At 66.3% G+C, this 25,840-nt stretch carries 23 protein-coding genes; 4 read left to right on the forward strand and 19 right to left on the reverse strand.

The window, feature by feature from the left end; all coding sequences use genetic code 11:
- Window positions 1–85 precede the first annotated feature (85 nt).
- The 3 genes from F6X61_RS18480 to F6X61_RS18490 form a co-directional block, all read right to left on the reverse strand.
- Complete coding sequence (locus F6X61_RS18480; protein WP_153787830.1) at window positions 86–640, reverse strand: YbhB/YbcL family Raf kinase inhibitor-like protein; 555 nt, start codon at window positions 638–640, stop codon at window positions 86–88.
- A gap of 49 nt (window positions 641–689) precedes the next feature.
- The gene (locus F6X61_RS18485; RefSeq protein WP_153787831.1) at window positions 690–1,013 is read right to left on the reverse strand and encodes a hypothetical protein; all 324 of its coding nucleotides are present in this window, start codon (window positions 1,011–1,013) and stop codon (window positions 690–692) included.
- Window positions 1,014–1,124: 111 nt separating this feature from the next.
- The gene (locus F6X61_RS18490; protein ID WP_153787832.1) at window positions 1,125–2,429 is read right to left on the reverse strand and encodes an MFS transporter; all 1,305 of its coding nucleotides are present in this window, start codon (window positions 2,427–2,429) and stop codon (window positions 1,125–1,127) included.
- Between the two features lie 655 nt (window positions 2,430–3,084).
- Between F6X61_RS18490 and F6X61_RS18495 the strand changes: the two genes are divergently transcribed.
- Window positions 3,085–3,960: an AEC family transporter gene (locus F6X61_RS18495; protein WP_153787833.1), complete on the forward strand. Its 876-nt coding sequence runs from the start codon at window positions 3,085–3,087 to the stop codon at window positions 3,958–3,960.
- Between the two features lie 30 nt (window positions 3,961–3,990).
- Here the strand turns inward: F6X61_RS18495 and F6X61_RS18500 are convergent, their stop codons facing one another.
- Window positions 3,991–4,209 (reverse strand): hypothetical protein, encoded by a 219-nt coding sequence (locus F6X61_RS18500; RefSeq protein ID WP_153787834.1) that lies wholly within the window; start codon window positions 4,207–4,209, stop codon window positions 3,991–3,993.
- Between the two features lie 132 nt (window positions 4,210–4,341).
- Window positions 4,342–4,959 carry a hypothetical protein gene (locus F6X61_RS18505; RefSeq protein ID WP_153787835.1) on the reverse strand — a complete coding sequence of 206 codons (618 nt, stop codon included), beginning with the start codon at window positions 4,957–4,959 and terminating at the stop codon, window positions 4,342–4,344.
- Window positions 4,960–5,169: 210 nt separating this feature from the next.
- On the opposite strand from F6X61_RS18505, the gene ppk2 reads away from it, so the two are divergent.
- Window positions 5,170–5,976 carry a polyphosphate kinase 2 gene (ppk2, locus tag F6X61_RS18510; RefSeq protein ID WP_153787836.1) on the forward strand — a complete coding sequence of 269 codons (807 nt, stop codon included), beginning with the start codon at window positions 5,170–5,172 and terminating at the stop codon, window positions 5,974–5,976.
- Window positions 5,977–5,996: 20 nt separating this feature from the next.
- On the opposite strand, the gene F6X61_RS18515 is transcribed toward ppk2, so the two are convergent.
- From F6X61_RS18515 to F6X61_RS18525, 3 genes are all read right to left on the reverse strand, one after another.
- Window positions 5,997–6,965 carry a ribonuclease Z gene (locus F6X61_RS18515; RefSeq protein ID WP_153787837.1) on the reverse strand — a complete coding sequence of 323 codons (969 nt, stop codon included), beginning with the start codon at window positions 6,963–6,965 and terminating at the stop codon, window positions 5,997–5,999.
- Window positions 6,966–7,093: 128 nt separating this feature from the next.
- Window positions 7,094–7,519, reverse strand: coding sequence for a hypothetical protein (locus F6X61_RS18520; protein WP_153787838.1), 426 nt, complete (start codon window positions 7,517–7,519; stop codon window positions 7,094–7,096).
- Window positions 7,520–7,886: 367 nt separating this feature from the next.
- A complete protein-coding gene (locus tag F6X61_RS18525; protein ID WP_153787839.1) occupies window positions 7,887–10,019 on the reverse strand; it encodes a TonB-dependent siderophore receptor in 2,133 nt (710 codons plus the stop codon).
- A 239-nt stretch (window positions 10,020–10,258) separates the two neighbouring features.
- On the opposite strand from F6X61_RS18525, the gene F6X61_RS18530 reads away from it, so the two are divergent.
- Window positions 10,259–11,272 (forward strand): transporter, encoded by a 1,014-nt coding sequence (locus F6X61_RS18530; RefSeq protein ID WP_153787840.1) that lies wholly within the window; start codon window positions 10,259–10,261, stop codon window positions 11,270–11,272.
- On the opposite strand, the gene F6X61_RS18535 is transcribed toward F6X61_RS18530, so the two are convergent.
- The 3 genes from F6X61_RS18535 to cprA form a co-directional block, all read right to left on the reverse strand.
- Window positions 11,223–12,053, reverse strand: coding sequence for a phosphatase PAP2 family protein (locus tag F6X61_RS18535; RefSeq protein WP_153787867.1), 831 nt, complete (start codon window positions 12,051–12,053; stop codon window positions 11,223–11,225). The genes F6X61_RS18530 and F6X61_RS18535 overlap by 50 nt on opposite strands.
- 2 nt (window positions 12,054–12,055) lie before the next feature.
- The gene (locus F6X61_RS18540) at window positions 12,056–12,742 is read right to left on the reverse strand and encodes a histidine phosphatase family protein (protein WP_153787841.1); all 687 of its coding nucleotides are present in this window, start codon (window positions 12,740–12,742) and stop codon (window positions 12,056–12,058) included.
- Window positions 12,743–13,097: 355 nt separating this feature from the next.
- Complete coding sequence (gene cprA, locus F6X61_RS18545) at window positions 13,098–14,255, reverse strand: cationic peptide resistance protein CprA (RefSeq protein ID WP_153787842.1); 1,158 nt, start codon at window positions 14,253–14,255, stop codon at window positions 13,098–13,100.
- Window positions 14,256–14,940: 685 nt separating this feature from the next.
- Here cprA and F6X61_RS18550 point away from each other — a divergent pair.
- On the forward strand, window positions 14,941–15,816 hold the full coding sequence (locus F6X61_RS18550) for a DUF4434 domain-containing protein (RefSeq protein WP_256671382.1): 876 nt from the start codon (window positions 14,941–14,943) through the stop codon (window positions 15,814–15,816).
- 1 nt (window position 15,817) lies between these two features.
- Here F6X61_RS18550 and F6X61_RS18555 read toward each other — a convergent pair whose 3' ends face one another.
- The 8 genes from F6X61_RS18555 to F6X61_RS18590 are packed head-to-tail and all read right to left on the reverse strand — an operon-like array spanning window position 15,818 to window position 25,821.
- Window positions 15,818–16,945, reverse strand: a complete 1,128-nt coding sequence (locus F6X61_RS18555) for an acyl-CoA dehydrogenase family protein (RefSeq protein ID WP_153787844.1) — start codon at window positions 16,943–16,945, stop codon at window positions 15,818–15,820.
- A 6-nt stretch (window positions 16,946–16,951) separates the two neighbouring features.
- Complete coding sequence (locus tag F6X61_RS18560) at window positions 16,952–17,611, reverse strand: alginate O-acetyltransferase AlgF (protein WP_153787845.1); 660 nt, start codon at window positions 17,609–17,611, stop codon at window positions 16,952–16,954.
- Complete coding sequence (locus F6X61_RS18565) at window positions 17,608–19,080, reverse strand: AMP-binding protein (RefSeq protein ID WP_153787846.1); 1,473 nt, start codon at window positions 19,078–19,080, stop codon at window positions 17,608–17,610. Before F6X61_RS18565 ends, F6X61_RS18560 begins: the two co-directional genes overlap by 4 nt.
- A 33-nt stretch (window positions 19,081–19,113) precedes the next feature.
- Window positions 19,114–19,347 (reverse strand): acyl carrier protein, encoded by a 234-nt coding sequence (locus tag F6X61_RS18570; RefSeq protein WP_153787847.1) that lies wholly within the window; start codon window positions 19,345–19,347, stop codon window positions 19,114–19,116.
- A gap of 18 nt (window positions 19,348–19,365) precedes the next feature.
- Window positions 19,366–20,940: an MBOAT family protein gene (locus F6X61_RS18575; protein WP_153787848.1), complete on the reverse strand. Its 1,575-nt coding sequence runs from the start codon at window positions 20,938–20,940 to the stop codon at window positions 19,366–19,368.
- Window positions 20,930–22,057 carry a cell division protein FtsQ gene (locus F6X61_RS18580; protein ID WP_153787849.1) on the reverse strand — a complete coding sequence of 376 codons (1,128 nt, stop codon included), beginning with the start codon at window positions 22,055–22,057 and terminating at the stop codon, window positions 20,930–20,932. The genes F6X61_RS18575 and F6X61_RS18580 overlap by 11 nt, the downstream gene beginning before the upstream one ends.
- A 3-nt stretch (window positions 22,058–22,060) precedes the next feature.
- The gene (locus F6X61_RS18585; RefSeq protein ID WP_153787850.1) at window positions 22,061–23,053 is read right to left on the reverse strand and encodes a twin-arginine translocation pathway signal; all 993 of its coding nucleotides are present in this window, start codon (window positions 23,051–23,053) and stop codon (window positions 22,061–22,063) included.
- Window positions 23,054–23,064: 11 nt separating this feature from the next.
- A complete protein-coding gene (locus F6X61_RS18590) occupies window positions 23,065–25,821 on the reverse strand; it encodes a tetratricopeptide repeat protein (RefSeq protein ID WP_153787851.1) in 2,757 nt (918 codons plus the stop codon).
- Window positions 25,822–25,840 lie beyond the last annotated feature (19 nt).

Raw genomic sequence — 25,840 nt, forward strand, 5'->3', positions numbered from 1 at the left:
GCCATCGCGGGGCAAGCCCGCTCCCACGCAATCCGTGGGAGCGGCGGTTCGCCGCTGCGACTTGCCCCGCGATGATTGCATCAGCTCAATGCCCGTAACGCCCCACCAGGCTCTGCGCCCCCAGCGCATGCCCCTGCAGCGCCTTCAGCAACCCTCGATGGTCCATCTCCCCGGGCAGGCTGCCAGGGGCAAGGTCAGTGGCGATCAGGGTCAGCACATAGTGATGCGGATTGTCGCCCGCCGGTGGGCAAGGCCCGCGATAGGCCATGGCCCCACGGGAGTTGAGGCCCAGCGCCGCCACCGGACTGCTCTGGCCGCCAGCGCCTTCCTCCAGGCCACCGGACGCCGGGTCGATGTTGTAGGCCAGCCAGTGCACCACCCCCAGACCCTTGCGACCATCGGGGTCGAACATCACCAGTACCAGCGAGCGGGTGCCCTGCGGCAGGTTGGTCCAGCTCACCTGCGGCGACTTTTCCTCGCCACTGCCACAGGCAGTGTCCGCGCCCACTTGCTGCAGGGCGATCACGCCACCGTCGGTGAACGACGCTGAACTGATGTCCAGCGCAGGGCTATGGTTGACCGAGGCGGCGAATGCCCCCGTGGGCAGCAAGGCAAGCAGCAACCAGTACCTGAGGTTCATGCCGGGTCTCCAGGGCAGGGGCGTCGTTCAGCAGTGTAGCCAAGGCCCGTTAACGGCTGTCCTGGTCTTCGGCAGTGCCACCGGTGTGCCCGGCACCGCTGCCTGTAGCCTCGCCGGTACTGTTGGAGCCACCGGCTGCACCGTCGGCCGCATCGGCGTTGGTGCCGGTGTCGCTGCTGTCGTTGTCCTTGCTGCCACCGGGGTTGTTGGTACTGCTGCCGTCGCCGGCCGTGGCGCCTCTGGGCTGATCACCTTTGCTGCTTTCGTTGGTCTGCGGCTGGCTGCCATAAGGGTCGGACGCTGCGTAGCTGCAGGTCGATGCGATGCTCAGCGAAACGGCGAGGAGCAGGGCGAGCGGGCGTGAGCGATCCATGGTGAGTCTCCTGTCGGATGAACTGTCATGGATTTGGCCGCCAGAGCGCGGCCGGGGTGCCCGCCGGGCGACGGGCGGCAAACCAAGGGGCCGCAGGCGGCCCCGGTTGCATCAGTGGCTTTCGCTGCGTGCCTGATGAGGCGCAGCAGCGCTGTTGAGCGCGTCCAGCGTCGGGTGCTCCTGAGCGGCATGCATCAGGTCCTCGGTCACCCGCAGTTCGGCACCGGTCGGCGAGAACGTGGTGGCCGCGGTGAACGGCGCCGGGTGCTCGGGTTTCGGACGCTTGCCGCGGCGCCAGAGGAAGAAGCCGACCATCGCCAGGTTGATCACGGCGAATGCCCAGAACAGCCCGACTTCACCATAAGAGGTCATCATCGGCGAAATGGTCAGCGGCGCCATGGCCGAGCCCAGCGAGTTGATCAGCAGCAGGCCCTGGATCATCGGTACCAGGGCATCGGCCGGCGCACGGTCGGCAGCGCTGCTGACCGCCACCGGGTACAGGGCGAACACCCCGCCACCGAGCAGGAACAGCAGGGCGGGCAACAGCAGGGTGTCCACCGGCAGCACCACGATCAGCAACGACAGCACGGTGCACATTGCCGCCAGGGCGATCAGCACATCCTGGCGGTCCTTGCGGTCGGACCAGCGTCCCACCGGGTATTGCAGCAACATGGCGCCGAGAATCACCCAGGCCATCATTTCGCCGACCTCGCCCACGTCCAGCCCGACCCGCTGCAGGTACAACGGCAGCAGGGCATAGATCCCGGCAATCGCCACGCCGGAGCCGAAGCAACCGACCAACCCGGTAGGCGCCACGCCCAGCAGCTGGCGTGGCTTGAGCGGCTCGACCTGGTCGAGCAACGGCGACACCCGCGGCAGGATCACGATCGGCAGCACCGACAGGGTGGCGAGCATGCCGGCCAGCATGAACGGCGCGGTGTCGCCCCAGCTGGTGATCTCGCCCAGGGCTGCCTGGGCGATCACCCCGGCGCCGTAGAAGGCGATCATGTACAGCGCCAGCAGGCGGCCGCGGATCTTGGCATCGCCGGCCAGCAGCAGCCAGCTTTCGATCACCAGGAATACCCCCACCGCAGCCCAGCCGTTGAGCAGGCGCAGGATCGACCACCAGGTGGTGTCGTAGAACAGGCCCTGCAGCAGGATGGTCGCGCCGATCAGCGCGGCGAAGCTGCTGTAGGCGCGGATGTGGCCGATGCGCAGGATCAACCGGTCATTGACGATTGCGCCGAGGGTCAGGCCGATGAAGTAGGCCGAGGACACCACGCCAATGGTGGTCGCCGATTCGCCGGCCGCGTCCAGGCGCAGAGTGGTCAGAGAAGACATGAAGCCATTGCCCAGGGCAATGATGAACAGGCCGAGCAGGGGTGCCAGCGCCATCGCCAGCAAACGCGGAGACATACGTACCTCAAGGTTGGAAGAAGCCAAGCTGCGCCTTTTGCGCTGCGTGCACGGAATGCGACCTGGGCAAGGGTCAACCGCTGGACCTCAAGGGGAGGCCGGGCGGGGGCGGTTGAGCCTGTGGCACATGCGCGATGTGGCGAGAGGCGCGGACGCTGTCCTTGCGGGCGGTTGCCACCGGGTGGGCGACGGGCGAAAAGGAGGCGGGATTTTACGGGCTGTGGCGAATTTGCCAAGAGGGCGTTGGCTGCGACGAGAGGCCGCAGGGCCACGAGTAGGTGCTCAGTACGCGCCTGCCTCAGAAAACATGCGGAATAATCGACATTAATAAATTCCTCTAACTAGCTGAATATAAACAACTATTTTTTCTAGAATTTACTTTAACTATTGATGATCACGCTTGATTTGCGCCCCGGCGATGAAACCAAGGTAATTCAGCTCTGAGGGCCTCATCGCGGGTCAAGTCGCATCGGCGCACCGCCACTCCCACGCTGGTGGATTATCTCGTGGGAGCGGGCTTGCCCCGCGATCTGGCGCAGAGCGCCAGCGCTTGTTGCAACGTGCCAAGCCTTCCAGCCTAGGCGCACAGCGATGCACACATGGGGGCATAAATACGCATAATGCGCGGCAGGTTTTTTCAGGGAGTTCCTACACAATGCTGGCCTCGTTGTTCGCCGTCCTGGCCCCCGTGTTCATCGTCGCCGGCATCGGCTACACCTGGGCTCGCCGTGGCCTGGAATACCCGACCGAGTTCATTGCACGGGTGGTCATGACCGTCGGCACGCCTGCGCTGGTGCTGTCCACGCTCAACCGCACCCAGCTCGATCCCGGCGCCTTCACCAGCATGGCCATGGCCTGCGTGCTATGCATGCTTGGCATGGCGTTGACCGGCTACCTGGTATGCCGCTTCAGTGGCCGGCACTGGCGCGTGCTGATGCCGGCTTTCATGTTCCCCAACACCGGCAACATGGGCCTGCCGATCAGCCTGTACGCCTTCGGCGAGCACGGCCTGGCACTGGCGGTGGCGTTCTTCCTCACCTTGTCGATCTTCCAGTTCACCCTGGGTATCGCCATCGCCGGTGGCGCGGCCTCGTTCAAGGCGCTGCTGCGCAACCCCATCGTGATCAGCTTGGTCGGCGCCATGCCGCTGATCTTCCTCGACGTCGAACTGCCGCGCTGGCTGGCCAACACCGCCGACCTGTTGGGCGGCATGACCATCCCGTTGATGCTGCTGACCCTCGGCGTTTCGCTGGCCAGCATTCGCCCGCAGCACATCGGCAGCGGCCTTGTGCTGGGTGGGTTGCGCATCGTACTGGGGGCGGCAGTGGGCTGGGCGGTGGGGACCGCGCTGGGGCTGGAGAGCCTTGAGCGGGCGGTACTGGTGGTGCAGTCGTCGATGCCGGTGGCGGTGTTCAACTACCTGCTGGCAGTGCGGGCCAACCGCGAACCCGAGCAGGTGGCCAACCTGGTGATGTGCTCGACGCTGTTGTCGTTCGTGTGGTTGCCGGCAGTGCTGGCCTGGTGGTTGTGAGGGCCGGGGTATTGCCGGCCCTCGCGGGCGTCAGCTGCAAGGCTTGCTTTCGAGTGCATCGCCCTGGCGCGGCGCTTGCGCCTGCGATTGGACATGGGCATCGCGCTTGGCGACTGCCTCGGCCTGCTGCTGGCGTTGCTGTGCCAACTGCTCGCTGCGTGCTTGCAGACGCTCGGCGCCGCCTTCGGCGAAGGCTGAAGTGACCGAGGTCGCGGCCAGCAGGGCGAGGGCGAAAGACAGGGATTTCATGCTGTGACTCCATCGTTGAACCGGGAAACCGGCCGCGGGGCGGCCGGGGCGGGGCAAGGATGGCGAGTGCGGATTTTCTCAGGATTAACAGCAGTCTCGAGTGCGCTGGGGCCGCTGCGCGCCCCCATTCACTCAATTGGCCAATTCTTGCTGCACCCAGCCTTGCTCGGTCAGGGCCATGCTGGCCGTCGCCTGAAGCGGCTGGCGGGTACTGTCGAAAGCCTGCCCCAGGCCTTTTACGCCGGCCTGCACCCTGGCATCGCCAGCCCATGCGGGAAGCTCGCTGACCCTATAGCGGTAGGTCACCTTCGATACCGTTCTGCCAGCCTGTTCGGTCGGCGCAGTGAACTGCTCGATGGCGGTGACCTGCGCCTTGCCGAAGCACAACCCGCCGACCTTGCCGTTACCTGCGTCGGGCTTGTAGTACTTGCGACCTTCCTCGGTCAGCGCGTAGGCGTAATAGATGTCGGTGCGTGCCGCTTGCCACAGGCGGGCAGGCACTTCAGTGCGGGCAACCTCTTTCTCGCTGACCACACCGACCTGCGCCAGGGCATGCAGCGCCTTGTTGTTGCCGTCGACGTCGAAATCGCGGGTGCGGGCAGGGAAGCTGCTGATCACGAAACAATGCGGATACTGGCTGTCGAGCCAGGTTTGCGCGGCCTGGCGCAGGCCGGCCTCGGTGGCTTGCCGGTCGTCCGAGCAGCCGAGCAGGGTCGCCAGCAGAGCCAGCGGTACGAGCTTCCTGTCCATCGTGGGGCTTCCTTGAATTGCCAAAATGCAGGTCGAGCGCCGGTCCGGGCCGGCGGCGACAGGATTAAAACCCGCGTACCAGAGCGGCCGCAATCGTGGCAAGTGGACATGCCGGCAGCCCATCCGGCAAATCGCCGAGGCTCATCCATACTGCTCTGATCCGCCACGGCAGCGCCGCGGCACTCAGGGGTTGGCACAGGGGAGCAGGCGATGGCCAAGAAAAACAAAGCTGATGACGCCGCGAAACTCGGGCGCAAAGACTACGAGAGCGAACTGAAAAGGCTGCACGTGGAGCTGGTCAAACTGCAGCAGTGGGTGGTGGAGAAGGGCCTGAAGGTGTGCATCATCTTCGAAGGCCGCGATGGCGCCGGCAAGGGCGGCACCATCAAGGCCATCACCGAGCGCGTCAGCCCACGGGTGTTTCGCGTAGTGGCGCTGCCGGCGCCGACCGAGCGCGAGAAGACCCAGATCTACGCCCAGCGCTACCTCATTCATTTGCCAGCCGCCGGTGAGGTGGTGATCTTCGACCGCAGCTGGTACAACCGCGCCGGCGTCGAGCGGGTCATGGGCTTTTGCACGGATGAGCAGGCGCACAAGTTCCTGACCGTGGTGCCGATGTTCGAGCGGATGATGGTCGAGTCGGGGATCATCCTGCTCAAGTACTGGCTGGAGGTCAGCGCCGAAGAGCAGACCCGCCGCCTGCAGGACCGCATCGACGACGGCCGCAAGCTGTGGAAGCTGTCACCCATGGACCTCAAGTCGTACAACCGCTGGGACGACTACACCCGCGCTCGCGACGACATGTTCGCCGCCTCCGACTCGTCCTGGGCACCGTGGTTCATGGCCCGCTCCGAGGACAAGCGTAAGGCGCGGCTGAACATCATCAGCCACCTGCTGCAGCAGGTCCCGTACAAGGACCTCAGCCACAAGCAGAAGATCGAGCTGCCCAAGCGCGGCAAGATCGGCAAGTACAAGGCGCAGCCTTACCCGTTCAAGATGGTCGGCGAGCGCTACTGAAGCACGGGCCTGGGCTGACCTCAGGCCCTGTCCAGCGCCTCGAGCCGCCCGTCACGCCCCAGGTGATAGCGCTGCAGGTCCTGCGCCAAGGTCAGGTGGCCGCTGTAGTGCGCCATGGCCTCCTCACGCACTTCTGCGATCGAGTTGCCGCGGCCGTTGGCCGTGGGCTGGTAGCGGGCACTGAAGTGGGTCAGCACCAGGTTCTTCACGCCCGCGGCCTCGGCAAACCTTGCCACCTGCGCTGCCGTGCTGTGACCGAAGTTGGTCTGGCTGCGCTCGACCACCGGCTGGGTAAAGGTGGCTTCGTGCACCAGCACATCGACGCCTTGGGCCAGCTCGGCCAGCAGCTCGGGGCGGTCGTTGTCGCCGCAGACGATGATCCGTTGCGGCGGGCGCGTGGGTTGCAGGTAATCGCGGGGCTCGAGCGTTCGGCCCTCATGGGTGACGGCCTGGCCATGGGCCAGTTGCCCCCACAGCGGCCCGGCCGGGATACCGTCGGCCTTCAGGCGGGCGGTATCCAGCCGTGGCGCGGGGTCGCGCTCATCGAACACGTAGCCCCAGGAAGGCACACGGTGCGACAGCTCGATCGTGCTCACCTCGACATTGCCGGCGCTGAAACCTGTGAAGGTTTCAAGCGCCTGCAGCTGCAACTCGAACGGCAGGAAGGTCTCGCTCACTGCCAGGCTCTGGCGCACCCAGCCAAGCAGGGCGTCGGGCAGCACCAGCGGCAACGGCTCCTGGCGCCCGGACATGCCGGCACTGGCCAGTAGCCCAGGCAAGCCGAAGCAGTGGTCGCCATGGACGTGGGTGATGAAGATTCCGTGCAGGTCCCGCACAGAAAGCGGGCTGTGCAGCAACTGGTGCTGGGTACCCTCGCCGCAATCGACCAGGTACCAGCCGTGGCCGGTGGATTCGATGACAGCGGTGGCGCTGACGTTGCGGGCCTTGGTGGGCACACCGGAGGAGGTGCCCAGAAACTGCAGGTCCATTGCCTGACTCCTTGACATGACGGCTTTCCTGCCCCGCAGGCGCGGGGCGCGGGGAGGCTAGCATGCCAGGCGTGGCGGGAGAAGCTGCACAGGTGCCGTACAGACACCTGTGCGGGGAGTGCCAGGCGTCAGGTGCCGCTGCGGTCGTCACCCACGTCGTGATTGGGGCCGTCATCGGCACCGTGGCCGACACCGTGGGCTTCGCCGGCGTCGTGATTGGGGCCGTCATCCGCGCCGTGGCCGACACCGTGCAGGCCACCGGCCTCGTGGTTGCCGCCATCGTCGGCGCCATGGCCGCCTGCCGAGCCGCCATGGCCTGAGCCGCTGCTGCCACCGCCGTTGCCGTGGCCTGAGCCACCGCTGCCACCACCATGGCCTCCGCCACTGCCGCCATGCCCACCGCCGCCACTACCCCCTCCACCGTGGCCACCACCACCACCACCGTCTTTCGCCATGGCGCTTGAAAACGCGCCGAGGTTGTCCGGTAGCAACACGGACGATGCCGAGAGCACCCCGCCGATGGCCAGCATCCACACGATTTTTTTCAACTGCATAGTGATCTCCGCTCAGCGTTGCCTGCGTTTGCTTGCAGGGAAGGCCACAGCCGGTGGACCTCGGCCGCCGGGGTGGCGGCCCGCCAGTCGTCTGGCAGGGTCCTGGAGCACGATCCTTCGAAGGCCGATGGGCCGTGTCGCGGCGATTGCCGCTTTGATAGTTGAGCGTAGTTTGTAATACGAAGTTACATGTGCCGGTTGTCAGGGGTGGGGGCTCGAGGGGGCTTGATTGAAATCGCGTGGGCGCTGGCAAGTGCTTGGCGACAGTCTTGCGGCGCTCTTGAGATCGAGCGCCGCCCGCGCGGCGCTCGATCTGATAGGCGCTGCAACTCTTGCGGCGGACACCTGCATGCCCACCGCAAAACCTCTAGAAGGTATAAGCAACCCCAGCCTGCACCGTGCGCGGTGCCCCTGGGTACGCATAGGTATTGAACGCCCCTTCGTCATACCCCTTGTTGAACAGGTTCTTCACATCCAGGTTCAGCCGCACATGCTCGTTGACCTTGTAGTAACTAAGCAGGTCAACCACGTTGTACTGCTCCATGGTGTAGGTCACCGCCTCGGTCTGCCCGTTGCGGTCATCCACGTACTTGACCCCCACACCAAGCCCCAACCCTTTGGCCAGGCCATCCTGGAACTCATAGGTATTGAGCAGGCTGAAACTGTTGCGCGGGATGTTGGCCAGGCGCGTGCCGCTGGGCAGGCGGTTGTCCTTGGTCACTTCGGCATCGACGTAGGCATAACCGCCAATCACCCGCCACTCAGGGGTGATGTTGCCGGCCACGTTGAGGTCCAGGCCGCGGCTGCGCACTTCGCCGGCGGCCAGGCTGTAGTTGGGGTCGGCCGGGTCGCGGGTCAGCACGTTTTCCTTGACGATGTGGTAGACCGCCGCGTCAACGCTCAACTGGCGGTCCAATGCCTCCCACTTGATCCCCAGCTCGTACGACTTGCCTTTTTCCGGATCGAAGCCGTCGCCCTGGCGGCTGGCACCGGTATTGGGCTTGAACGAGCGCGCCGTGTTGGCATAGACGGCAACGGTGTCGGTCAGGTCGTAGAGCAGGCCGAAACGCGGGGTGACGGCATTGTCGGCCGCCTGCCAGCCCTTGGCGCCCGGCAGGTAGTTGTCGTAGTCATGCTCGAACCGCTCCAGGCGCACACCCGCCAGCGCCTTCAGGCGTTCGGTCAGGGCCACCTGGTCCTGAACGAACCAGGCCCAGGTCTTGAGGTTTTCCTGGTCGTGGGTGGTGGTGCGGGTCAGGGCAGGGCGCGGCTGGCCCAGCACCGGGTGGTAGATATCGATCGCGTAGGTGCCGTCGGCGGCCGACGAGCGCTGGATGATCGAGCGGTAGTCATAGTCTTCGTACTCGATGCCGGTCAGCAGGGTGTGGCTGAAGGCGCCGGTGTCGAAGTGGCCGGTGAGGTTGAGCTGGTAGTCGCGGTCGGTCCACTCCAGCTTGCGGTAGTTGAAGTTGCGCTCCAGGGTGTGGCCGTCGGCCGGTGCCTTGTTGGCCTCCACGGCGTTGCCCTGCAGGGTGCCGTCGAGCCACTGCATGCCGCCGGCCAGGGTCCAGTTGTCGTTGAGCAGGTGCTCGAAGCGCAGCTGGGCCATGTTGTTGTCGTTGTGCAGCAGGTTGTCGCTGCCTTTTTCCCAGATGTAGGTGTCGCGCGAGGCGCTGCCGGTCTGGGTGCCGTAGCGGGTCAGGCCACGGTCGAGGGGGTGGTTGTTGCGCATGAAGTCGCCTTCGAAGACGATCCTGGTGCTGTCGTTGACCTGCCAGCTGAGCACCGGGGCGACGTCGTAGCGCTCGCTCTCGACGTCGTCACGGAAGCTCTCGCCGCCCTCGCCAAGCACATTCAGGCGGTAGGCCAGGCTGCCGTCCTGGCTCAATGGGCCGGTGGCGTCGAGGGTTGCGCGGTGCATGCCTTGGTCGTCGAACTGGCTGCCCAGGGTGACCTTGGATTCGGGCAAGGGTTGCTTGCTGACCACGTTGAAGGTGCCGCCGGGGTCGCCGCGGCCATACAGGGCTGTGGCCGGGCCGCGCAGCACTTCCAGGCGTTCGACGGTGTTGGCGTCAGGGGCGTTGGGGTAGCCGCGGTTGATCGGGAAGCCGTTGCGGTAGAACTCCCCCGTGGTGAAGCCGCGCACGGTGAAGGTGGTCAGGCCCTGGCCGCCGAAGTTGTTGGCCCGGCCAATGCCGCCGGCGTAGTCGAGGGCGTCCTGCAGGCGGGTGGCGCCGGTGTCTTCCAGCACATCCTTGGGCACCACGCTGACCGACTGTGGGGTTTCGTGCAGGGCAGTGTCGGTGCGGGTGGCGCTGGCCGAACGGGTGGCGCGGTAACCTTCGACCGGGCCGTCGGCCCGCTCGTAGTCGGCGGCATCGGCATTGATGTTCACGGCTTCAAGCTGAATGCCGGTGCTGGTTTCGAGCGGCGCTGGCGCGGCCCAGCTGAGCATCGGAGCGGCGTGGAGCAGGCACAGCGACACAATCCTGTAACGCATGGGTTCAGGTCCTGGAAAGGGGCACGGGAGAGGGGGTGAAAGCGCGGCGATCTTATCTGGTAACAATTCCCATTACCAGATATTTTGGCATACCACATGCCAATTGTGACGTGCGTGCCAGTTCCATGGCAGCCGGCTACGACAGGCGAAGCCTTCAGCGAAATCGTCACGCGACTGTCATGTGACGTTACCTAATATGACCCTCTCTTAACCGGGACTCGCCGAGGTCGCTCCGCCGCATGCTCCCCGCCAATCCGCAAAACCCCGAAACCGACCTGCACGGCTTGCTCTACGCGTACCTGTTCCGTCCGGGCCATCCCGGCCGCGAGATCGACTCGGCACAGGCCCTGGCATATTTGCAGGCGCCAGCCGACGAGCAGTTCCTCTGGCTGCACCTGAACCTTGCCCACGCCGCCTGCGAGCGCTGGATGAAAAGCCACCTGGACCTGCCCGAAACCTTTTTCGAAACCCTGCGCGAAGGGTCGCGCTCCACACGTATCGAGCACACCGACAGCGCCTTGCTGGCGGTGGTCAACGACCTGGTGTTCAGCTATGGCGTGATGTCGTCCGACGTTTCCACCTTGTGGGCCTGTGCCCGCAGCCGCCTGCTGGTCAGCGCACGGTTGCAGCCGCTGCACTCGGTGGACGAGCTGCGCTCATCGGTAAAGCGCGGCGAGGGTTTCGGTTCGACGGTGGAGTTGCTGGTGCACCTGGTGCGCGACCAGGGTGACCTGCTGACCCGGGTGCTGCGCGAAACCACCCTGAAGATCGACCGCATCGAGGACCAGTTGCTGTCGCTGCGCCTGAGCGACAACCGCGCCGAGCTGGGCAGCCTGCGCCGCGTGCTGGTACGCCTGCAGCGCCTGTTGGCACTGGAGCCGGGCTCGCTGCTGCGGCTGCTCAACCGCCCGCCCGAGTGGTTGCACGAAGAGGATATTCGCCAGTTGCGGGCCTCCACCGAAGAGTTTTCGGTGATCATCAGCGACCTCACCAGCCTGGTCGAGCGGATCAAGCTGCTGCAGGAAGAGATTGCCGCCAAGCTTACCGAAGAGAACAACCGCACCCTGTTCACCCTTACCGTGGTCACCGTGCTGGCACTGCCGATCAACATCATCGCCGGCTTTTTCGGCATGAACGTCGGGGGCGTGCCGCTGTCGGACGACCCCCATGGCTTCTGGGTACTGGTGGCGCTGGTGGTGACCTTTACGTTGATTGCAGGGCGCTGGGCGTTTCGCAAGCGGGGCGATTACTGAGCCTTGCTTCGGGCGCTGCCTGCAGGGCCGGGCGGCCGTAGAACAGCAAGGCGGTGAACCAACTGGTCAGCCAGACGAAAATGCCGGCCCAGAAGGTGTGCGACATGTAGTGCCAGCCCTGCAGCACCCGGGTGGTGCCGTAGAACATGCCCACCAGCAGGATCGCCACCAGCAACTTGCGCGCATGCACCCAGTGGTGGCGCAGGGCGATGAAGTACAGGGCCAACAGGGTGAAACCGCTGGAAGCATGGCCGCCGGGCCAGCAACGGCCGGGGCCGGCGCGGTCCAGCCCGTTGAACTGGTCGAACCATTCGTAGCGCGCCTCGGTGCCGCCATACAGCGTGGTCTCCACCGGGCAGTACACCCCGGTGTGACTCTTCAGGTAGTGAATGACCATGGTGCACAGGCCGAACGCCACCACCACGAACCACAGGTCGCGGCGGTAGCGGGTGCTCCAGCGCATCAGCGGGGCGATGCGTACCGCTTCGAGCAAGCCGATGGCACGGGCCGAGCGCGAGGCCAGCGGCCACAGCAGCGACAGCAGCACCCCGATCACCGCCAGTTCACCGGTCCAGTCCGGCAGGATTCGCGGCCACTTGTGGGTAAGTTTCTCGAACAGCGTGTTGTGCGCGAAGACGAATTGCCCGTTGGCATCCAGCAGCTGGTTGCTGATCCAGCGGTCCAACTCGGTCAGGTCGAACAGCACGAACACCGGCACCGCCAGCAACAGCGGGAAGGCCAGGTTGTTTAGGTAGAAGCGCGTGCGCATGGCCAGCTGCATGGTCACACCCCGTTGCCAGGGGCCAGGTTGCGCCACTGCGTGGCGTTCATCTGGCCAAGAATCTGTGGTTTGCCCGCACTGTCCAGAGACAGGAACAAGGCACTTGCATAACCGCTGCTGCGTTCGCCGCCGGCTACGCCCAGTTGCCGTTCGAGCTGGTCGATGCAGCCACTGTGGGTCACCAGCACCAGGTTATGGCCGGGCCGCTTGTGGTCGAACGCCGCGCTGGCGAAGGTCGTGTCGCAACGCGCCAGCCAGTCCTGGGTGGTGATGTTCTTGCCGAACATGAAGCCTGCCGTCTGCCGGGTACGCACCTCGGGGCTGGTCAGGATATCGCTGCCCTGCAGCCCCAGCCGCTCGAGCCCAAGGCCCACACCTACCGCAGCGCGGCTGCCGTCCTCGGTGATGCCGGCGGGGTCGCTCAGGCAGGCGGCATGGGAGCGGTCGCAGCGTTCGGCATGACGCACCAGGACGATGGCCGAACCCTTGGCCCAGGCTGCATAGGTACCACTGCGGCTCAACTGCCGCTCGCTGCCGAGGTCGCGCACCTGGGGGCGTGAGGCGTACCACAGACTTGCGGTTGCCAGGGTCAAGGCCACGCACAGGCCGGCAATCAATGCCCTGGGGGAGAGTCGAAGGCGTCGCGGCGGTTTCAGGGAGGAGGGTTTGACGAGGGTGCCTTGCAGCATGCAGTCACTCCGAGGGTGAGCAATGGTGGACGCAGCGGCAATGGGCCACAGGCATCGCGAGTGGCGGCACTTTAAGAAGGTGAATGTCGGGAGACGGTGAGACGGATGTGAAAAAAATGCGAGATATGACGAGAGGGGGCGGGCTGAAGATTGGGTCAAGGCCGCCATGTGCATGACGAAGGATCTTCAGCGCCTACAAAATCGAGCGCCGCGCGGGCGGCGCTCGATCTCAAGAGCGCTGCAGCACTTTCGGCGAACACCTGCTGGCCTCCCCCCAACCCCACGCCCATAAAAAAGCCCGGAGCAGGTTCAACCCTGGCCCGGGCAAGCGCGTATGACGGAGCAGAATGACGGGTTACTTGAAATCCGCCTGCATCTGGGTAGCAATGCTCACCCCACTGGACGACCTGACGCACACATCCAGGTAATCAGTGAACCGCGGCGGCACAGCAATGCCTTCCTCCAGCAACCGGCTGTTGTCGAACAGGTAGTTCAGGTCGGCAAACCCGCTGTACAGGCGCAACGCGCGCAGCACCAGGCGCGGGTTGGCCGGACCGATACGGGTGGCAAAGCTGCCAGCCAGGGACTTCAGATCATCCACATCCACCTTGCGGTAACGCTCGCCAACCGGCTCGGCACCGTTGGCCTGGGCAAACGCCTGGTCGATCTCGGCAAAGGTGCAGGCCGAACTGTGGCCGGCGGAGATGTGGTAGAGGTCGTGGTTGAGCTGGGGCTTGCGGGCCAGGCCGATCAGCGCCTCGGCGCAGTAGTCGACCGGGACCACGTCGATCTGCTCGTCGAGCCCGCAGGTGAAACTCTCCAGCGCAAAGCCCATGCGGAACACCCAGAAAATGCTGCCCGACGCCTGGCAGCCCAGGCTGCTGTGGCCGACCACGATGGACGGGCGCGCCACCACCAGCGGCAGGCCTGGCAGTTCTTCGCGCATGCGCCGCTCGATCTCGGCCTTCGAGGCGGTGTAGTCCACCAGTTGCTGCTCGGCCTCGGGGAACTCCCACGACTCGCTGATCGGCGACTCGCGCTGCGGCCCGCAGCTCATCGCCGTGCCTACATGCAGGAAGCGCTTGAGGCGCGCGGAGCGGCTGAGCACGTCGGCGAAGGCGTAGGTGCCCTCGACATTGACTGGCCAGATGGTCGGATTCTTCGAGAACGAGGCCACGGCGGCGCAGTTGATCACCCGGTCGAACTGCATCAGGCGCGGGGTTTGCCCGGCCAGCCAGGCGGTGTCGAGCAAGTCGCCGCAGAGGATCTGCGATTCATCCAGGGCCAGGCAGTCGGCCTGGCTGACGCCATGTTGGCGCAGGTTGGCGCGCAGGCGTTCGAGGCCTTGCGCAGGCGTGTCACCGCGTACCAGGAAGGCGAGGGTGGCGCCCTGGCCGTCGGCAATCAGTTGGGCGGCGACCGACCCACCGAGGAAACCCGTGGCGCCGGTCAACAGGATGTGCTCGCCAGAATCGGCGGCGGTGAAGACTTCACCGTGGTTAATTGCGTTCATGGTTTACCTCGGGGGATAGGGTGACGCGCATTTGAAGTGATGCAATGTCAACGTAATGTGAATGCGGTGTAAGTAATAAGTTGGCGTAACGGCTTGGTGGACTGTTCAGTCAACTTTAAAAGCGAGTCTGGATATTCGACTAAATAAGGCGCTCGCTGCCGAAAGGCTTGCAGGGTATGGCGTGCAGCGCGCTTGCGGCTATTGTCCATGCCAAGGTTTGACTTTTCAATCGCGCAGATGGGAGAGGGGTGCGTGTTTGTGTGAAACAATTTTAATAAGTGTGAAGGACAGTAAAACTTCATGAATGAAGATGTAATTTTGTTTAAGTTTGAAGCGCTTCAGGTTCTGTTCAGGTAGTTAATATATATGTGTGTTAATGCAGCGACCCTGGGTATTGGCAGTTGGATTAACTCGACGCCCGTTCACGTGCCGGGAGTACAAATGTGCCCTGCGCGGGATGACGCCACACCCTGGCTGTGCAATCACGGAAAAAAGCACAAGCGCTGACTCTCATCACTGCGCCAGCCATCGGTGACGATTTAAGGTAGGCTGCTGCGTTCCAGCACCACGTCACGAAAAGGACCTCACCATTTCCGCTCCCACCCTCAGCCGCCGCAGCCTGCTGTGCCTGCTGGCCACCGCGCCGATCCTCGCCAGCCTGCCGGGCTGCACACGTTCCACCGGCCTGCAGGGCAGCTTCCTGCAACTGTGGAAGAGCCACGCCGACCTCAACCCGCAGCAATGGCGCCAGCGCCTGACGGCCATGGCCGACATGGGCTGCCGCACGGTGACGCTGCAGTGGGTCGGGCTGATCGGCGGGCAATCGCCGTGGATGATTCCCGAGGACATGCTGCGCAACGTCTTCGACATCGCCCATGACGAGGGCATGCAGGTACAAGTCGGGTTGCCGTTCGACAATGCCTGGTGGCAGGCGCTGTCGGCAGACGCGCAGGAGCAGGCGCAGTTCTTCGCCAAGGCCCTGGGCGAGGCGCAGGCCTACATGGCGGCTGCGCCCTGGCCGCAGCACCGCGCCTTCGCCGGCTGGTACATCCCCTACGAGCTGGAGCAATACCACTGGGCCAGCGCCGACAGCCAGCAGCGCCTGGCCGGCTGGTTGGCGGCGATGTCTGCCAGCACCCAACAGCACAGCGACCGCATCCCGTCGATCTCCACCTACCACAGCGTGCTGCCCACCGAGGGTTCGCTGCTGCAGCTATGGCGCACGCTGCTCGACACCACCGCGTTGCGGCCGGTGGTGCAGGATGGCGTGGGTGTGGCCGGCTGGGCCAACCTGCAGGCCATCGAGCCCCTGCTGCTGGAGCTGCGCCGGCGCAAGGTGCCCTTCGATGTGGTGGTGGAGTTGTTCGAGCAGTTGCCGTCGGAGAAGAACGACGGCACCGACTTCAAGGCACGCTCGGCGGATTACGCCCGGGTCCAGCGGCAGTTGGAGTGGGCCCGCACCACCGGCGCCGAGCAGGTCGTGGCGTTCGCCCTCGACCCGTGGGCGCTGGGGGATGACCCGCGCGCCCGCAGGCTGCGTGAGGATTGGCTGCGCAGCTGAATCAGAGGCTGCGCCCGATGATCTCGCGCATGATCTCGCTGGTGCCGCCGAAGATGCGCAGCGCCCGGGCATCGGCCCAGGCCCGGCCGATACCGTACTCGCTGCTGTAGCCATAACCACCGTGCAGCTGCAGCAGCTGGTCAAGGATCTGCCCCTGGATTTCGCTGGCATTGAGCTTGGCCATGGCCGCCACCACTGGGTCCAGGCTGCCCTCGATCAGCTGCCGCGTGCAGTCGTCGAGGAACACCCGCAGCATGGTCAGCTTTGAGCGGGCATCGGCGAGGATGAAGCGGTTGTGCTGGTGGTCGCTGACCCGTTTGCCGAATACCTTGCGTTCGCGGGTATAGGCCAGGGTCTGCTCGAGCATGCCCTCGGCATGGGCGGCGGCGCGCAGGGCGATGGCCAGGCGCTCGCGGGCAAGCTCGCGGCCCAGGTATTCGAAGCCTGCGTTTTCCTCGCCCAGCAGGCAGTCGGCGGGCACTCGCAGTTCGTCGAAGAACAACTCGCAGGTGTCCTGGGCGTGCTGGCCGATCTTGGCCATGGCCGGGCCCTTGCTCAGGCCGGCCAGGCCCGCCTCGACACAGAACAGCGACAGGCCGCGGGCGCCCAGGTCGGGCTCGGTGCTGGCGACCACTATGATCAGGCCGGCGTTGACGCCATTGGTGATGAAGGTCTTCTGGCCATTGAGCACATAGTGCTCGCCGTCACGCCGGGCGCGACAGCGCACGGCCTTGAGGTCGCTGCCGGCGCCGGGTTCGGTCATGGCGATGGCGCCGATCAGTTCGCCGGCGGCCATGGCCGGCAACCAGCGGTCTTTCTGCGCCGGGGTGCCGAGGTTGTACAGGTAGGGCGCGACCATGTCGGAATGGATCGAAAAGCCGATGCCCAGGCAGTTGGCCCGGGCCAGCTCCTCGATCACCACCACGGCATGGCCGAAGTCACCATCGGCGCCATAGGGGGCGGGCAGCGCCGGGCACAGCAGGCCCTGGGCACCGGCGTCGCGCCAGAGCGCGGTGGGCGTTATGCCCTCACGTTCCCAGTCGGCGTAGTGGGGTAGGATGCGTTCTTCGACAAACCGCCGAACCTGGTCGCGAAACAGCAGGTGATCGTCACGAAAGAGTGGGCGCATGGCGGTTTACCGGGTGTAGGGTGCGGTGCTGCTGAGCTCGCCGCGCAGCACCGGTTGTGCGGCGCTGCCGGTGAGGAACAGTGCGTAGTGGTCGCCCGGTTGCAGCTGCGGCAAGGCCAGTGGCTTGGCCTGGGCCGCGCCGCAGCCGGCGGTCAAGGTGGCGCTCACCGGGTTGATCGCCCGTGCCTGGCTGGTCTGGGTAGGCACGTCGGCGAACAGGGTCGGGCCGTCCTGCACCTTCAACTGGCCGGCCGGGCAGTCGCTGGCCAGGTTGTAGAGCCGCAGCTCGGCCTTCAGGGCATCGTCGCTGGCTGCGCTGTCGTCCAGCACCAGCAGCTTGCCATCGTGCAGCACCAGGCTCTGGTAGCTGTCGGCGGCCACGCTGAGGGTGCCGGCGCTCTTGCCGGCAATCAGCACGCTGAACGGCTCGCCGCCCTTGACCACGTTGTAGCTGCTGGCCAGCTGGCCGGCAGCCAGTTGCTGCGCCGGGTTGTGCCCGACCTGCACCTGCACGCCGCCAGCCGCTGGCTGCAGCACGCGAACGAACGCCGAGCCTGCCGGTGGACGCGGCGCATACAGCTGGGCCAGCTTGCCCTCGGCCTGGGCGACGGTGGGCAGTGCGCTGCCAAGCAGCAGGGCGCCGGTGAGCAGGGCGAGGGTTTTCATACAGTCTCCTTGGGGCGTTTTACCCGGGCTTGCTGGTACAGCTCGGCCAGGCGCTTGCGGTCGACCTTGTCGGACAAGGTGCCGGGGAAGCGGCCGCAGGCCAGCAGTTCGGACGGGATCATATAGGACGGCAGGCTGCCTGCCAGCCGCTGTTTCCAGTCGGCCAGGGCCTCGGGCAACGGGCCCAGGGTGGCCGCCGGCAGGTGCCCGGGGGTTTCGATGAAGCCGACCATGCGCACCAGCGCGCCGTCGGGGCGGCGCAGGGCAATGGTGGCGGCGCTGTCGACCCCGGGCAGGCTGGCCAGCCCGGCGTCCACTTCGCCCAGCTCGATGCGGTAGCCATTGAGCTTGATCTGGTCGTCGCGCCGGCCATGGAAGAACACCCGGCCTTGCGCGTCGATTTCGGCCAGGTCGCCGCTGCGGTAGGCGCGCTTGCCGTTGTGCTGGAACAGCACGGCCTCGCTCAGGTCCGGGCGATTGAGGTAGCCGCGCATCACGTGGTCACCGGCAATGCACAGCTCGCCGTCGTCGAGGAACAGCTCGGCATAGGGCTTGGCCCGGCCGATGGACAGCGGCTGGGTAGCGTTTTCCAGCGGCGGCAGGATTTCGATCCAGGTGGTCGAGCAGGTGGCTTCGGTCGGCCCGTAGGAGTTGATGATCCGCGCCTCGGGGAAGCGCTCCCACAGCTGGTTGGCCAGGGTCGGGGTCAGCGACTCGGCACCGAACACGAACACCCGCAAGGCCGGCAGGTGGCGGGTGTCGAAGGCGTCATTGAGCAACTGCTGACGGACGAAGGACGGCGTCGAGGCCCATACCTGTACCTGGCTGTCGGCCAGGTAGTCGACGAAACCCTCGGGGTCGCCGATCACCTCGCGCGGGCACAGCACGCACTGGCCACCCAGGGCCAGCGCCCCGCACAGGTCGAACAGCGAGAAGTCGAAGCTGAACAGCATCTGGTTCATGAACCGCGGCCGTTCGCCCAGGGCCAGGCAGTCGCGGATCCAGCCGGCGAACAGCGCTAGGCTGTCGCGGCCGATCTGCACGCCCTTGGGGTCGCCGGTGCTGCCGGAGGTGAACATGATGTAGGCCAGGCCCGCCTCGGCCAGCGGTGCGGCGCAGGCCATGCCGGCGCGGAACTGGTCGTGTTCGGCGTCGTAGCAATACCCGGCGCCCACCAGCTCGATGATGCGTTGCAGGCGCTGCGGCGGGTTGATGCTGTCCAGCGGCACATAGGTCACGCCCAGGCGCAGGCAGCCGAGCATGGCCACGACGAATTCGATCTGCTTGTGGCCGCTGAGTACCAGCGCGGTGCCGGGCAGGATGCCCTGCGCCTGGGCACGCAGCGCCCAGGCCTCGACGGCCGCCTGCAGGCCGGCCCAGTCCAGTACCCGATGGGCGTCGCGCAGGGCAGGGGCATCGGTGCCCTGGTGGCAGTCGGCGAACTCACAGCGGTCGAAATCGAAGTGCATCCGGCACTCTCCTGGGCGGTGGCCTGTGCAGGCTCAGCGGTTGTTCTGAATGAAGGCGGCGAGGGCGTCGAGCGACTCCAGGTGCTCGTCGATCTCGGTGGCCGGTACTTTGCAGCCGAAGGCATTCTTCACCGCCATGACGATGTCCACCGCGGTCATCGAATCGACCAGGCCGGACTCGATCAGCAGGTCGTCATGGGCCACCGGGGTGCCGATCACGTTCTCGATGATTTCGGCCAGTTGTTGCTTGAGGGCTTGTTCGCTCATGTCAATCACTCCACGGAGTCAGAATTGGAAGTACAGGAAGCGTGCTTCCTTGTGCAGGTTCATCAGGCACAGCGCCAGCAGCAGCGCCATGATCAGCAGCCATTTGAGGGTCGGCGCCCAGCGCAGCGCGGCCGGGCCGTCGAGCTGCGCGCGGCCCAGGGACGGCGAGAAGCCGCCCATGATCTGTTGCGAATTGGGCAGGAACCAGGCCACGGCCAGCACTGCGAGTACGTGCAGCGCCTCCAGGTGGCGGCCCACCAGCAGGCGCCAGGCGTCACCCCAGGCGATCCCGGCCGGGTACAGTACCTCGGGCAGGCTGCCCAGGCCACGCAGGCCGAACATGCCCTCGATCAGCAGCACGGCATCATGGGTGGACTCGGCGCGGAAGAAGGCCTGGGCAACGATCACCGCCGCGAAGGTCAGCAGCACGTAACCCGCCACTTTCAGCGGGTGCTGGCTGGCCTTGCTGTTGCGCCCGACCACGAAGATGCGCCAGGCATGGTTGATCGACAGGTAAGCGGCATGCAGCAGGCCGAAGATCAAAAACTGCAGGCCGGCGCCATGCCAGATACCGGCCAGGCCCATGGTGAAGGTGGTCGGCAGGATAATCGCCGCGGCGAAGCCGCCCGGCGTCGCCGCGCCCTGGGTGCCGACCGGCAGCCCGCGCTTGCCGCGCCACTCCGACACCGCCATGGCCACCGGGTAATACAGGTAGGCGGTCAGGTAGCGGGTCAGGGTCATGTGCCAGCGGGCCCAGAAATCGATGATGTTGCTGGCCTTGTACGGCGAGTTGAAGTTCAGCGGGAAGCGAATGCCGAACATCTTGGCCAGGCCCAAGGCCATGTCCGAATAGCCGGAGAAGTCGAAGTACAGCTGCAATGCATAGGCGATACCGGTGCCCCACGCCGCCCAGAAGCCGAGGCTGCCAGGGTCGGCGAAGCCAGCGTCGGCATAGGGGGCGATCGGGTCGGCCAGCAGCACCTTCTTGGCCAGGCCGATGACGAACAGCATGCCGCCGATGCTCAGGTTCTCGGCGCGGAACCGGTAGTTATCCGGCTGGGCGAACTGCGGCATCATTTCCTTGTGGTGCAGGATCGGCCCGGCGATCAGGTGCGGGAAAAAGGTCACGAACAGCACATAGCTGAGCAGGCTGCGTTCCTTGACGATGCCGGCGCGGCAGTCGAGCAGGAAGCCGATCTGGGTGAAGGTGAAGAACGAAATGCCCAGGGGCAGGATGATGTCGTCCAGGCGGGTGCCGGCCAGGCCCCAGTCCTGGGCGAAGTTCACCAGGGTGACGAAGTACTTGTAGTGGAACAGCAGCGCAATGTCGGCGCCGACCCCGGCCGTGGTGATCAGCAGTTGCAGGCGTGAGCGCCCGGCCGTGCCGAGGATGGCCAGGCTGACCAGGTAGTTGAAGGCGATCGAGCCGATCAGCAGCAGCACGAACTGCGGGTTCCACCAGCCGTAGAACACGATCGAGGTCGCGCACAGCCACAGCGCGGCGCCGCGCAGGCTGCGGGCGGCGATCAGGTAGTGGGCGGCCAGGGTCAGCGGCAGGAACAGCAGCAGGAACAGGTAGGAGTTAAAGAGCATGGTCGGCCTGCGGTTCAGGTAGCGTTGCCAGCACGGCGCGCTCGTCGGCGGTCAATGGCAGCGACAGGGCGCTTTCGGAGAATTCCCAGATCACCAGCTTGAGGCTGGCCGGCCAGCGCTCACGCTTGCCCAGCGCGGCCAGCAGCGCACCGCTGAACTGGCCGCCGTCCAGGCTCTGGTTCCACACCTGCTGGCCAAGGTTGCGGCCCAGGCGTTCGGCAAAGGCGCTGCGCCGGCCGTTGGAGCTGCCCGCCAGCAGCACCTGTACTTCAGGCGTGTCGTCGAGCAGGCCACCACCGCGCTGCACCTGGATCTGCTGCGGGTGTTCGTCTTCCACGGCCGGGCGCCAGGCGCTGGCGGCGTGTTCGAGGCCGGCCAGCACGATCAGGTCGCCCATGCGCGGTTGCGCCGCGCCAACCTGGGAGCTGGTGAACACCTGGTCGCGCTTGCCATCGAGCAGCGCCAGGGCGCTGGCGGCCACGGCATCGGCGGCGCGCTGGGCACCGTCGGCATTGAGGTGCACATCGGTGCGGAAGAACTGTGGCGGGGTTTGCGGGCCATGGGCCAGGGCCGCGCCGAGGTCGGCATAGGGCACGCTCTGGCTGGCCAGGCTGGCTTGCCACTGGCCCAGGCGCGCCTGCAGTTGCGCCGACTGCTGCAGGCCGCAGAGGGCCTGGCTCTCAATACGGGATTTGTCCGGCACCGCCACCAGCAGCACCTGCAGCCCCTGACTGCGCAGTTGCCCGACCCAGTGCTGCATCAGCCGCAGACGCGCCTCATAGGCGCCGTTGACGCCGGCCTGGGCGCGCAGGCCGTCGCGGTAGAACAGCCAGCCCGGGCAACCCTGCACCACCTGGTCGCCCAGGTCGCCGAGCAGGCGATAGCGTACCGCCGCGCTCAGGGTGTCGGCGTTTTTCTGCAGCGCCGGTTGCAACGCATCACCCAGGGCCTTGCCGGCCTCGCCGTCAAACCAGGCCGCCGGCTGCAGCTGCGCGGCATCGAGCTTGCTGTTGAACAGCAGCCACAGGCCACAGGCCTGGGCCAGCAGCAACAGGCCGATCACCGCGGCGGTGTAGCCACGGTGCGAAGGGGTGACGGGGGTCGCCTGTTCAGCCATGGCTCACTTTCCGGCAGCGGCGCGCAGGCGCTGGCGCCAGCTGTCGGCGCTCATGATCGAGGCGTTGTCCCACAGGCCGCTGGCCTGGGGGCCCTGGGCGTAGGTGGGTTCGAACATCTGCCACACCAGCACTTGCGGCGGGTTGCGCTTGAAGTCGGCCGACTCCAGGTACTCCAGCAGCATGATCCACTGGCCGACGTTGCCGGGTTTCCAGTTCACCGACACCGGGCGGTCGATGCTGTTGGACAGTTTCTGCGGGAAGCCGAAGTACGGCTGCACCATGCTGTGGCCGGTCACGTGCAGCGGCGCCGGGGCGTCGTCGAGCAGGCCGTTGGCCGCAGCCTGACGGCGCACGGTGAAGGTTTCACGGCCGGTCTGCTTGCGCTGCTCGGGGGTGAGGAAGCGCTCGGCCAGGTCGCCGTAGCGGCGTTCCTTGAACTCGCTGCCCAGCTGCATGCCGCTGCCGGCAGTGCCCTTGAGCGCCGGTACATCGCGGCGGGCCTGCTCGGCGGTGGCTTGCGCGGTGGCGTCGGCGGCGGCCTGGGTCCAGTGCTGGTCGGTGCGGTAGAACACGTCCTTGCCGGCGTCCTTGAGCTGGCGCAGCACCGCCTCGTCGTCGATGGCGCTGATGCCGGCCTTGCGCAGGCTGGCCAGGATGGTCTGGTAGCGCTGCTGCACGGCAGGGCTCAGGGCTTTGCCGGCGGGCAGCTTGTCCTGGTAGAAGCGGGTCTTGTCGGGCAGCACCAGCACCTGCAACTGCACGCCGCGCGCGGCCAGGGCCTGCTGGGCGTCCTTGATCAGCGCGGTGGAAGCTTCGATGCCGCGGCTGTCGACCTCGGTCAGGCTGCCCCAGCCAGGGAACAGCCAGCCGTCGTTGCCACGCAGCACGATCGACGAGTCATCGGCCTGGGCTGGCATGGCAAAGCTGATGCTGGCAGCCAGCAGGCTGGCGGCGAGGCCTTTGAAAGAGCGGGTGAGCACAGAAGACGGCAGCATGGCAGTGGTCCTCAATACGACAGAGTCAGGTTCATGAACAGGCCCTCGGCCCGGTCGGAGGCACCACCGCCGACGGCGAAGCGGTATTGGGCCGTCCAGTCCAGGTAGGAGCGGGGCGTATGGTAATGGTCTTCGCGGAAGTAGTAGCGCAGGGCAACGCCGGGGCCGGCGGCCATGGACCAGGAGCCCTGGTCGCGGGTCAGGGAGAAACTCTGGCCCTCCAGCTGCGCCGCCATGATCGCGTTGCTGCCTGTGGCACCGTGCAGCCCGGTGGCCTGGTCTTTCTGCCAGATCCAGTCGGCGGCGCCGACGACATGGGGGAACATCACGACGTCCGGCAGCAGCTTGTAGCTGCGGCCCAGGCGGATTTCGTTGCTGAGGAACAGTTGTTCGCGCTTCAGGCGGCCGTCGGCCTGGGCCTGAGCTTCGGTACGCGAGCCCCGGGTATCGACGTCATAGACCGTCCACTTGGCCGGGTTGTCCTCCAGCGAATAACCCAGTTGCGAATAGGCGTCCACGGTCCACCAGCTGCGTTCGTCGAAACGCAGTTCGGTGCCGCGGTAGAAGCCATAGGTGGCGTAGGTCAGCCAGCCGCCGGCGCTGTCCTTGAGCTTGTAGCGCAGCAGCGCGCCGTTCATGCCGGAGGCCTGGCTGGCAGTCTGGAAATCGCAGCGATCGGTGTTCTTGCCCGGGTTGGCGGTGCCTTCGCGGGTGGCGCTGCCCAGCAGGAAGCGCCGCTCGATGCCGAAGGTGAAACCGGTGTCGGACAGGGTGTAGCGCACGCCCAGGGCACCGATGGTGCTGGGGAAGCCGGTCACCGACTGCGAATCGCTGACCCCGCCGCCATCCAGGGTCTGCTTGGTGCAGGGATCGACCGCGCCGTTGGAGCGGAACTTGCCGCCTTCATCCCACAGGGTGTTGCTCAGGCGCCCATACACCTCCAGCACGCCGTTCTGGTCATTGAACTGGCTGGGGCGCCAGTACAGCTCGGCAGTGCTGAAGATCGAGTCGCCGGCCGAGCTTTGCCCGGCGTTGGCGATGGTGGTGCTCGGGCGCGCGCCGCGGTAGCTGGCGGTCACGGTTGCACCCCATTCGCGGTCGTAGGCGGTGATGGCGCTGCGCGTGTTGTGGCGCTGCTGTTCGTCCAGTTTCAGGGTGCCGGCATCGTCCATGTCGATGGCGTGCTTGAGCTGGCGAACGGCGGCCGGTTTTTCACCCATGGCCGAAAGCGCATAGGCCTCGTCGAGTATCACGGTCTTCGGCGCCTTGCCGGTGTCGCGGGCGGCGCGGAAGTCCTCACGGGCGCGTGCGGGCTGGGCCGTGCGCATGCGCAGGTAGCCGCGCTGCATCAGCAGTTCGGCATCGCTGGGGGTTCGGGCGATGGCGTCGCTCAGGCGCTGCTCGGCTTCGGCGGCCTGCTGCGGGGTGCCGGCCGCCAGGGCGGTGGTGAGCAGGCGCTGGAACTCGAGGTTGTCCGGGTCCTGTTCGACAGCCTTGCGCGCCTGGGCGATCGCTTCCTGGTAATCCTGGCGGGCATAGGCGGCATAAGCCTCGGAGGCCGGGCCGGCGGCACCGCCGGCATCGGCGGGCAGCAGTTCGCACTGGGTGCCGTAGGGGGTGTCCTGGCACGACTGGCGCGGCGCCGGGTAGTTGCTCAGGTTCAGCGCGGTGGCCGGGGCGCGGTCATCGGCCAGGGCCTGCTGGCGTTTGCCCACGGCCTCGTCGCTGGCGTTCATGGGTGCCAGCAGGGCCGTGGCGCGGGCTTTGTCACCGCCGGCCAGGGCCGCGTCGATGGCGATCAGGCGCACGTTGCGCAGCTGCTCTTCGTCGAGCCAGTCCTGGGCCAGGGCGCTGTCGAAGTCGCTGCCGGCCGCCTGGGCGTTGCCCTGGTACTGGCGCAGGTAGCCGCGCATTACCAGCATCACGGTGCTTTCGTCATCGGCTTCGAGCGCTTCGTTGGCAGCCTGTTCGGCGGCGGCGGGCTGGTTGTCCAGCAGCAGCACGGTCACCAGCAGCAGGCGGTGGCTGGCGATGTCCGGCGCCAGGCGCACGGCTTCGCGGGCCAGCGGCACGGCATCGCCGGGGCGGTTGGCAATCAGCGCCTGATAGGCCTGCTCGGCCGGGCGCACGGCCATGCGCCGGTTCAGGGTCTGGCGGCGGGCTTCCAGGTCACTGGTGTTGGGGGCGCCCAGGCTGATCGCGGTGCCGGCGGCGGTGGCGGCATCGGCCCAGCGTTGCTGCGCCTCCAGGCTGTCGAGCCAGAGCAGGGCCCAGGCGCCCTGGCTTGGGTCGGTACGGAACGCTCGCTCGCCATCGCGCTCGGCGGCGGCCATGTCACCGGCGTTGTAGGCCGCGTAGGCCTTGGTCGCCAGCGGGAAGCCGCGCTGGTAGGCCGCCGAAGGTGCCGGGCCGCTGGCGGCCGGGGCATTTTGCTGCAGGTTGGTCACTGCCGCCTGCAGGCCGGGGTCACGCACGCCGCGCTTGAGCGCGCTTTGCGCCGCCTGGCGGGCTTCATTGCGCCGGCCGAGCTTCTGCAGGGTGTAGACCTTGAGCAGGTTCAGCCGGGCCACGTCCGGGCGCAGCTTGAGGGCAGCATCCACCTGTTGCAGGGCATCGCGGTAGCGCCCCGACTGGTAGCTGCGGTAAGCCTGGTCGGCTTGTTCCCAGGCCACGCCTTCAAGCGGCACCTCGGCGGCCAGGGCGGTGGGCAGGTTGGCGCAGGCAAGCCAGGCACCGAACAACAGGATGGCGGGGCGAGCGGGGGTCATGTCAGTGCGGCAGCCTGGG

This window comes from Pseudomonas sp. EMN2 (genome assembly GCF_009650555.1).
Classification (GTDB): Bacteria; Pseudomonadota; Gammaproteobacteria; order Pseudomonadales; family Pseudomonadaceae; genus Aquipseudomonas; species Aquipseudomonas sichuanensis.